Annotated in this window: 7 protein-coding genes; 6 read left to right on the forward strand and 1 reads right to left on the reverse strand. The window is 67.0% G+C overall.

All coding sequences use genetic code 11. The features are described 5' to 3' along the window. Positions 1 to 3: 3 nt before the first annotated feature. On the forward strand, positions 4 to 3228 hold the full coding sequence (locus tag BMW51_RS15680; protein WP_093008139.1) for an efflux RND transporter permease subunit: 3225 nt from the start codon (positions 4 to 6) through the stop codon (positions 3226 to 3228). Continuing rightward, entirely contained in the window at positions 3225 to 4145 is a 921-nt protein-coding gene (locus tag BMW51_RS15685; protein WP_093008141.1) for a cation diffusion facilitator family transporter, read from the forward strand. The genes BMW51_RS15680 and BMW51_RS15685 overlap by 4 nt, the downstream gene beginning before the upstream one ends. Positions 4146 to 5025: 880 nt before the next feature. Here the strand turns inward: BMW51_RS15685 and traA are convergent. Continuing rightward, positions 5026 to 8034, reverse strand: coding sequence for a Ti-type conjugative transfer relaxase TraA (gene traA / locus BMW51_RS15690; RefSeq protein WP_093008143.1), 3009 nt, complete (start codon positions 8032 to 8034; stop codon positions 5026 to 5028). Positions 8035 to 8199: 165 nt separating this feature from the next. On the opposite strand from traA, the gene BMW51_RS15695 reads away from it, so the two are divergent. The 4 genes from BMW51_RS15695 to BMW51_RS16165 all read left to right on the forward strand — a co-directional run. After that, the gene (locus tag BMW51_RS15695; protein ID WP_093008145.1) at positions 8200 to 8526 is read left to right on the forward strand and encodes a conjugal transfer protein TraD; all 327 of its coding nucleotides are present in this window, start codon (positions 8200 to 8202) and stop codon (positions 8524 to 8526) included. A gap of 16 nt (positions 8527 to 8542) precedes the next feature. Continuing rightward, on the forward strand, positions 8543 to 8770 hold the full coding sequence (locus BMW51_RS15700) for a conjugal transfer protein TraD (RefSeq protein WP_093008147.1): 228 nt from the start codon (positions 8543 to 8545) through the stop codon (positions 8768 to 8770). Beyond that, entirely contained in the window at positions 8767 to 9051 is a 285-nt protein-coding gene (locus BMW51_RS15705) for a hypothetical protein (RefSeq protein WP_093008149.1), read from the forward strand. Before BMW51_RS15700 ends, BMW51_RS15705 begins: the two co-directional genes overlap by 4 nt. Next, positions 9051 to 9674: type IV secretory system conjugative DNA transfer family protein (locus BMW51_RS16165; protein WP_177171717.1), on the forward strand; the 624-nt coding region annotated here is incomplete at its 3' end. The genes BMW51_RS15705 and BMW51_RS16165, both read left to right, overlap by 1 nt.

The raw sequence follows: 9674 nt of genomic DNA on the forward strand, positions 1-9674 counted from the left end.
CCCATGATCTCCCGCCTCGTCACCTTCTCGGTCGAGCGGCGCTGGCTTGTCCTGCTGCTCACCCTCGTCGCCGCGCTTGGCGGCATCTTCGCCCTTCAGCGCCTTCCCATCGATGCCGTGCCCGACATCACCAACAACCAGGTCCAGGTGAATGTACTGGCGCCGTCGCTGTCGCCCGATCAGATCGAGCGGCAGGTCTCCTTCACCATCGAAACATCGCTCAAGGGCATTCCGGGCCTCGCCTATACCCGGTCGCTCAACCGCAACGGCTTCGCCCAGATCACCGCCGTCTTCACGGACAAGACGGACATCTATTTCGCGCGCCAGCAGGTCGCGGAGCGGATGCGGATGGCCGAAGAGCGTCTGCCGCAGGGCGTGATGCCCGAAATGGGGCCGATCGCCACCGGTCTCGGCGACATCTTCATGTGGACGGTCGAGTATCAGGAACTCAACCGGGTGAAGCACCGCGACGGCGAGCCGGGCCTCCAGCGCGACGGCAGCTACATCACGCCCGAGGGCGAGCACCTCGTCAGCGAACGCGACAAGGCGACCTTCCTCCACACCGTCCAGGAATGGATCGTCGCGCCGCAGCTCCGCGGCACTGAAGGCGTCGCGGGCGTGGACTCGCTTGGCGGCTTCGACCGCGAATATCTGGTCGTTCCGGACCTCCAGCGCCTGGCCTCGATGCGGCTCACCGTACAGGACCTCGCCACCGCGCTTGAGCGGAGCAACACCAGCATTGGTGCCGGCACCGTCGACCGGAACGGAGAGGGCCTGTTCGTCCGCTCGGATGCGCGCGTCCGGACCGCGGACGAGCTGTCGCGCACCGTGGTCGCGACGCGCGAGGGCGTGCCCGTCATCCTCAGCCAGGTCGCGAGCGTGAAGGCAGGGCAGGGGATCCGCACCGGCTCGGCGTCCGAGAACGGCCATGAGGTCGTGGTCGGCACCGCGGTCATGCGGATCGGCGAGAACAGTCGCACCGTTGCGACCGACGTCGGTGAAAGGCTGCAGGTCGTCGGGCGCTCGCTGCCGACCGATATCGTGGTCAAGCCGGTGCTCGACCGCACCAAGCTCGTGAACTCCACGATCGCGACGGTCGCCCGCAATCTCGCGGAAGGCGCGGTACTGGTCATCGTCGTGCTGTTCGCGCTGCTCGGCAATTTCCGGGCGGCGCTGATCGCTGCGATGGTGATCCCGATCACCATGCTGCTCACCGCGACCGGCATGCTCCGCGCCGGCGTGTCGGCCAATCTGATGAGCCTCGGCGCGCTCGACTTCGGCCTGATCGTCGACGGCGCGGTCATCATCGTCGAGAATGCGCTGCGTCACCTCGGCACCCGCCAGCACGAGACGGGAGGACTGCTCCCGCTCAAGGAGCGGCTGGCGATCGTCGCCGCCTCGGCGCGCGAGATGATCCGGCCGTCTGTCTACGGGCAGGCGATCATCATCCTCGTCTATGCGCCGTTGCTCACCTTCACCGGCGTGGAGGGCAAGATGTTCGAGCCGATGGCGCTTACCGTCATCATCGCGCTCATCTTCGCGTTCGTGCTGTCGTTGACCTTCGTGCCCGCCGCCATCGCCGCGTTCTTGGCCGGCAAGGTCGAGGAGAAGGAAAGCCGCATCGTGGCGTGGCTCAAGCGCCGCTACGAACCGGGGCTCGATGCGGCAATGCGGCGCCCGAGCATCACCATGGGCGGCGCGCTTGCCGGGGTTGCTCTCGCCGCGCTCGCCTTCACGACGCTCGGCCAGGAGTTCCTGCCGCAGCTCGATGAGGGCGACATCCTCGTCCAGGCGTGGCGCCCGCCCGGAACCTCGGTCGAGCAGAGCCAGCGCATGCAGTTCGCGGTCGAGAAGACGATCAGCCGCGAACCGGAGGTGCAATATGCCTTTTCGCGGACGGGCACGTCCGAGATCGCCAGCGACCCGATGCCGCCCAACGCCACGGACACCTTCGTGATGCTCAAGCCGCGCGACCAGTGGCCCGATCCCAGCCTGCCCAAGGAGGAACTGGTCGAGCGGATCGAGAAGAAGGTCTCGACCATCCCGGGGAACGGCTACGAGATCACCCAGCCAATCCAGATGCGCTTCAACGAGCTGATCGCCGGCGTGCGCGGCGACATCGCGGTGAAGGTGTTCGGAGACGACTTCGGCAGCATGAATGCGACCGCGGTCCAGATCGCCGAGGTGTTGCGCAAGGTACCCGGTGCGGCCGATGTCCGGGTCGAACAGACCGAGGGGCTGCCGCTCCTCGACATCCGCCCCAACCGGGACGCGATGGCGCGGGTCGGGGTGTCGGCCGGCGACGTCCAGGACGTCGTCGCGGCGACGGTTGGCGGCAAACAGGCGGGCGTGATCTTCGAGGGCGACGCCCGCTTCCCGGTCGTGATCCGTCTCGGCGAAACGGCGAGGGCGGATCTGCAGACGCTCGGCCAGATCCCGGTGCCGACCGCAAGCGGATCGTTCGTGCCGCTGTCCTCCGTAGCCGACATCGGGTTGGGAGACGGACCGAACCAGATCAGCCGCGAGAACGGCAAGCGCCGCGTCGTCGTCCAAGCCAATGTGCGCGGACGCGACGTCGCGGGTGTCGTCGAGGAGGCGCAGGCCAAGATCGCGGCACAGGTCGCGTTACCGGCCGGCACCTACCTGACCTGGGGCGGCCAGTTCGAGAACCTGGCCAGCGCCCGGTCGCGGCTCGCCATCGTGGTGCCGGTCTGCTTCGCGGTCATTATGCTGCTGCTCTACGGGGCGCTCGGATCGGTGCGCGACGCCGCACTGGTCTTTACCGGCGTGCCGCTGGCACTGGTCGGCGGCAGCCTGGCGCTGCTGCTGAGGGGCATGCCGTTCTCGATCTCGGCCGCGGTCGGCTTCATCGCGCTGTCCGGTGTGGCGGTGCTGAACGGGCTGGTGATGGTCTCCTCCATCCACGACTTGATGCGAGAGGGCATGGACCGCGCCCGGGCCGCGCGCGAAGGCGCGCTGCTCCGGCTGCGGCCCGTTGCCATGACCGCGTTGGTGGCGAGCCTCGGCTTCGTGCCGATGGCGCTTGGGCACGGCGCGGGGGCGGAGGTCCAGAAGCCGCTCGCCACGGTGGTGATCGGTGGGCTGATCTCGGCGACCCTGCTGACCCTGTTCGTCCTGCCGACGCTCTACGCCCGCTTCGGCGGGTGGCGCCCGGCAGTGATCGACCCTGACGAACCGGGCATCGTGCCTACGGGAGCGCACGCATGAGCCACGATCACGATCATGCGGGGCATGGCCATAGCCATGCCCCGGCGAGCTTCGGGCGTGCCTTTGCGATCGGCACCGCGCTCAACATCGGCTTTGTCGTCGTCGAGGCGGTCTACGGCATCCTCGCCGGCTCGATGGCGCTGCTCGCCGATGCCGGGCACAACCTGTCCGACGTGCTCGGGCTGGTGATCGCGTGGGGCGCGGCGACGCTGGCGAAGCGGTCACCGAGCGCCCGCTACACCTATGGCCTGCGCAGCTCCTCGATCCTGGCCGCTTTCCTCAATGCGCTGCTGCTCCTCGTCGCGATCGCGGTGATCGCCGTTGAGGCGATCCGCCGGTTCAGTGAGCCCGCGCCTGTTGCCGGCACGACGGTGATGATCGTCGCGGCGATCGGGATCGTCATCAACGGCGTCACTGCTTGGCTGTTTGTCAGCGGCCGCAAGGGCGACCTCAACGTGCGCGGCGCCTTCCTCCACATGGCGGCCGACGCCGCGGTGTCGGCCGGTGTGGTGGTGGCGGGGTTCATCATCTCGCGCACCGGATGGGCGTGGATCGACCCGGTGACGAGCCTCGTCATCGTTGCCGTGATCGCGATCGGCACCTGGGGGCTGCTGCGGGACTCGGTGAACATGTCGTTGCAGGCGACCCCGCCGGGTCTCGACACAGAGGAAGTCGCCGACTTCCTTCGCCAGCGGCCGGGCGTCGCGGCGATCCACGATCTGCATATCTGGCCGCTGAGCACGACGGAAACCGCGCTTACCGTCCATCTGCTCGTCCCTAGCGGCTATCCCGGCGATGCCTACACCATCGATCTCGGCGCGGCGCTGCACCAACGGTTCGGAATCGATCATGCGACGGTGCAAATCGAGACGGATGCGGGAACGCCGTGCCGCCTCGAGCCGGACACGGTGGTCTGACCCACAGCTCTGCTTAGATGTGCCACGTGGCACACGCGCCTTCGCGCCAAGTGAAAGAAGGCCGCCCCTTGATGCCATCGGCAACAGCGGGGACGGCCATGTTAGCGGCTATATAAGCTTCAAAAGCCGTCGCGCATAGATTGAGACTTTGCGAGCCGGATAAACCAAAGGCCGCCTACAAGGCGGCCTTGGTCGTTAGTTCCCTTAACGGGAAACGGACAACCCGATGGGTGCCGCATGTGCCGACGTGATAGGGGTCGCTCTCGGTTAGGACAAGGCTCCTCGAAAGCCGGATGTGCCACGTGGCACACCTAACGGTCATCGAAAGCACGAAGATTGACGATTCTTCAGGCTGAGTTAGCACGCATCAAGCGCGTGCATCTGCCGATCTTCGTGCTTTCGATGACCGTTTCCAGCTTCGGTCCTCAAAAGCACGAACGCCTCGCGAGAACGCCAGAGGAAGCAAGGCGCCACCTCCTGAGCGGCTGCCGTAATTCGTGCTTTTGAGGACCTGAGCAAAGGTGCCGCGCCCGATTGGTGTCCTTGTGCAACAGCCCGAGTCTTGCATCATCGAGAGCGTGAAAGCCGATCACGACCTGAGCCCTCCAAGCTGCTACCTTGGTGGGCTCAAATCATAATGGCTTGCTCCCCGATGATGCCGCCAATGATTCCGATCATCGTCCAAAATCCCGTGACGGGCCGATCGGTGGTCGTTCGAGGTGCTGGTGCGCTACGTGGCCGATTGATGCTCAGGGATGGTTTGGACCTCACCCGACCGATTGCCGCGCAAGTTCTTAGACCCGATTCCCAACAGTGAGATGGCCAACGTGAAGCTGGCACCCCGTCGCGACGGTAGTGGCTAGCAAGCACGCAAGATGGACTATCGCCCGCGGCCCCGATCATCACCACTCCGATCCTTGTCGCGCTGTTTGATCCGCTCGCGTTCCTGCTCTTGCTGGCGAATATGCTCGGCGCGGCGCTCGCGCATGACTGCTTCGTAGAGCTTGTGGAGGTGAGGATGCGCGCGCTCGACCCTAGCACGCGCCAGCTCATCGCCTCGGTGCCGCCGCTGCCCGGTCACGGGACCGAGATACTCCTTGATCTGACCTAGTCGCTTTGCGAGCTGCGTGGAGCGCTGCTGCAACCCGCGCGCGGTCTTCTCCCAACTCGCCTGCGCCGCTTCGTGGGACGGCCGGCGTAGCGCTGCCAACAACCCGCTGCGCGGCAGCGGCTGTTTGCGGGCGTGGTTATCCCTGACCGTTTCATGGCGCCGGTACATGCCGCTGGCTCGCACCTGCGCTCGCTGCGCGCGTGCCTGCACACTGGCCAGTTCCCTGCCGTGTTCCAATATCCAGGTTTTCTCAACTCCCTCACGCGTCGGACGCCGTTGCCCTTCGGGCTGCATCTCACGCGAGGACAAGGCAGCGGTGTTAATCGCACCCCTTTCTGGATTCCGATTGCCCAGACCCGATTCGTCACCGGTGTTAATCGCCCCCCTTTCACGGCTTCGGTCGCCGGGGGCGGACATGGCACCGGTGTTAATCGGCCCCCCTTGCTCCCTGCCGGGCTTCGGTCTGAATCCGTCGAACATGCCGCGCGCCTTGTCGCGCACCTTCTCGACCGTCTGGCGCGCGAGTTCCGGAAACCGGATCTCGCGCCGATCGGCGAAGGCGCGGGCATGGTCCTGCTCGCTCCGCTCCGGCGCATAGTCGCCTGCCATGTCCTTCGACCGGTCGCGCGACAGCGCGCGCGCCAGCCGACCCTGATCGGCGAAGTCGTCGCGGCCGTAATGGAGATGCACGCGGTCGCGGTGCCGCGACAGCCCGACATAACCGCTGTGGCGGTCCATGCCGGGGGTGGCGAGCGCGTGGGCGTCGTCCACCGACACGCCCTGCGACTTGCCGAACGTCGCCGCATAGCCGTGATCGACCGCGGCATAGTCCCTCGCGTCGAACCGAACCTCGCGACCGCCGTCGAGCCGCACCGTCATGCCCTCCGGGCTGACGCGCGCGATCGTGCCCAGCGTGCCGTTCTTCACCCCCAGCGAGCGCTCGTTGCGCAGGAACATCAGCCGGTCGCCCGCCGCGAAGTCGCGGTGCCCCTTGTCGGCCGCGAATGCCACATCCTCGCCCAGTTCGCCGTTCGCATGAAGCCGGCCGCGCGCCTCCTCGTTCAGCTCGCGCACCTCGGCGTTGGTATGGGTGAGGATGATCCGGCTGCGTTCGGGATCGGCGCGGCGCTGGCGATCCCACTCGTCGACCAGCTCGCCGCGCGCCGCCTCGCGCGTGTCGGCCGCGTGGATCATGCCGTGTGCGGCATAGGCGTCCAGCGCTTCGGCGGTCCGACCGGTCGCCAGCGCGCGCGTCGCCTCCTTCTGCCAGTCCTCTCGCTGCCGGCGTATCTCGGTGATCTCGACCGCGCCGTGCCGCTCGGCGATCGACCGGAACGCCGCGCCCGCCTCGATCGCCTGCAACTGCTCGGGGTCGCCGACCAACACGACCTTCGCCCCGGCATCACGGGCATGGGACAGCGTCCGCTCCATCTGACGGGTGCCGATCATGCCGGCTTCGTCGACGACCAACACGTCTTTCGGCCCGAGCCGGTCGCGCCCCTGCGCCCAGCCATGCTCCAGGCTGGCGATGGTGCGCGACGCGATACCCGATCCGCTCTCCAGATTCTCGGCCGCGATCCCCGACAGTGCCGCACCGCGCACCTGGTAGCCTTCCCGCTCCCACGCCTCGCGTGCGACGCCCAGCATCGCCGACTTGCCGGTGCCGGCATAGCCGACGACCGATGCCAGCCCGTCGCGTCCGGTGATATGATCAAAGGCGTCGCGCTGCTCGCCCGACAGGACAAGCCCCCTGCCCTCGGCCGCGCCGATCGCGGCATCACGCTGCCGATCGCCGACACCGTGATCGCCGCGCCGTGCCAGCTCGTCGCCGGCCTTCTCCAATCGCGCCTCGGCCGCGATCATGTCGCGCGACGTGAACCGTTCCTGGTCGCGGCCGTCCTTCCCCAGCGCCACCAGCTCGGGGCTGGCACGCATCGCCGCCATCACCCGGTCGAACTGGTCCTTGCCGTCCGAATGCCGGAACACGAACGTCGCGAGGTCGCGGGTGGTGAAGGTCGATTGCTGCCGGGTGATGCCGTCCAGCGCAATGCGCGGATCGGCCGCGATCTTCTCGCCGTTCTCGCGCGCGATCCGCCGGTGATCGTCGGCGCGCTCGGCATCCTCGCCGCGATCGAGCCGGCGCATTCCGGCCGGGCCGATCTTGTGCTGCGGCTCCAGCGCGATGCCCTGATCGGCATAGGAACGATGATCGATCCGCGCCTGCAGCCCCAGCTCGGCCATGCGTTCGTTGACATGAGCTGCCCATGCCTCGCGCCATTCCTTCAGCAGCTCGTTGCCGTTCCAGTCTCGGTTCTTCTGCCCGAATCCGTCCGGTCCCACGTCGCGCATCGACAGCATGACATGCGCGTGCGGCTTCGGGCTGCCGTCCTTCGCCTTGTCCCAATGCACGTTGAGGTCGGCGACCATCCCGCGCTTCACGAACTGCTCCTTCACGAAGTCGCGGGCGAGCGCGACGCCCTGCTTCCTGTTCATCTCGCGCGGGATCGAGAACTCCACCTCGCGAGCGAGCTGCGCGTCCTTGCGCTTCTCCCCGGCCTCCACCTCGTTCCAGAGCACGGTGCGGTCGTTTAAACGCTCCGGCGCACCTTGCGGCAACATCACCTCAGAGTGGATGACGCCGGCCTTGTTCGAGAAGTCGTGGTTACGCCCGAGCCGCTCGTCATGCAGCTCGGAGGCGGAGCGATAGGCGGCAGATGCGACGGCGCTGGAGCCGTTCGCACGGCTGATGATCTTGGCGCTGAAATGATAGATCGCCATCGCGCGTCTGTTTCTACCTGTCTGAGCGTATGTCGGCAACGACGTATAAGCGCGCACTCACGACTCGCTTCGCTCCTCCTGATTGATCTGGCGGTGTTTACTTTTCAGTCGAACTTGCTCCTGCCTGTCCATGCGCTAGGATGCTGCCGTTAGGAGACTTGGCCGATGCGGAAGGTCCGGGATTACGACGCAGAGCTGAAGGCGCTTGGCGACAAGGCGCGACAGCTCAAGGCGAAGCGGGTTGAACAGCTCGGACAGCTTGTCGCCGCGACGGGCGCCGATGCCTTAGACGCTGAAACGCTCGCCGGCGTGCTGCTCGATGCAATCGCCTTAGAGGATGCCGGCGCGAAGGAGGCGTGGCGGGCGAAGGGGGCTGCCTTCTTTCAGCGCCGCGGGCGCAAGGGTCGCGGCGCTGCTCCGATCGACGGCGCGGAGCCTGACGCTCAACCGGGCAGCGATGCTGCGCGCGGAAGCAGCGCTACGTCGGACTGATACGCGGGGCTGGGTCTTGCAACGTCGCGAACGCACCCGCCACCTGATCGAGCTGGGCGGACTCGTCCAGAAGGCCGGGCTGGTCGATCTCGCCGACGATGATCGCGCGACCATCTATGGCGCGCTGCTGGAGCTGGTCGGACGTGCCCGGGAGGGGGCTACCGGCGATACGCTCACGCTCTGGAAGCGGCGCGGCAAGCGGGCCTTCGACGCAGAAGCGGACGAACGGGAGTCTCACCCATGATGAGCATAGATCTCGACGCCCTCCGGAACGAGATCCGCGCGCTCGACTTCGTGCGCGGGGGCCCGACCGAAGACGCGATGTGGCGCGAAGACGACGAGGACGCCCGCGCCAATCTCGCGATCGAGGGCATGGCGCTGACGCCCGAGGATGACGCCCTGTTCGACATGATGCGCGACGAACGGGTGCCCCCTGCCCTCGTCACCGCAATCCTGCTCAAGCTGCTCAGGCATCCTGACGCCGATCCGGTGCTGGCAATCACGCCCGCCGGCGCGAGCTCCTGATGCCAGCGCGGATCGGCCCCTTGTGGGCGCTGTTCATCGGCTTCGTCGTCCTGATGGCGAGCAATAGCTGGCTCAAGGGAATCTTTGGCGTCGGCGAAATCGTGACTGACGTGCCGTTCCTGCTCACTGGCCTAGTTCTGTTTGCGATATGGAAGTTCAACCGCCGGGCGGGCAACCGCGGCAACACGCTGCTGGGCTCGGCCCGCTTTGGCGGGCGGGCGGAGGCTCGCAAGCTGGAGAAGGCTGGCGACCTCATCATCGGCCGCTCCGGCAAGTCGGGCAAGCTGCTGCGCTACGACGGCCCTGCGCATCTGCTGACGATGGCGCCCACCCGCTCGGGCAAGGGCGTCGGCACGATCATCCCCAACCTGTTGCTGCTCGACCGCTCGGTGATCTGCATCGACCCCAAGGGGGAGAACGCCCGCGTCACAGCCCGTACGCGGGCCAGGAAGGGCGACGTGTGGTGTCTGGACCCCTTCGGCGTCTCCGGGCGTCCAGCGGCTCGCTACAACCCCCTGGCATGGCTCGACGCCACCAGCCCGGACCTCGCGGAAGACGCGCAGACGATCGCCGACGCGTTAGTCCACGACGCACCGGGTCAGGGCGGCGAGGCGCACTGGAAC

Source organism: Sphingomonas palmae, from assembly GCF_900109565.1.
GTDB lineage: Bacteria > Pseudomonadota > Alphaproteobacteria > Sphingomonadales > Sphingomonadaceae > Sphingomonas > Sphingomonas palmae.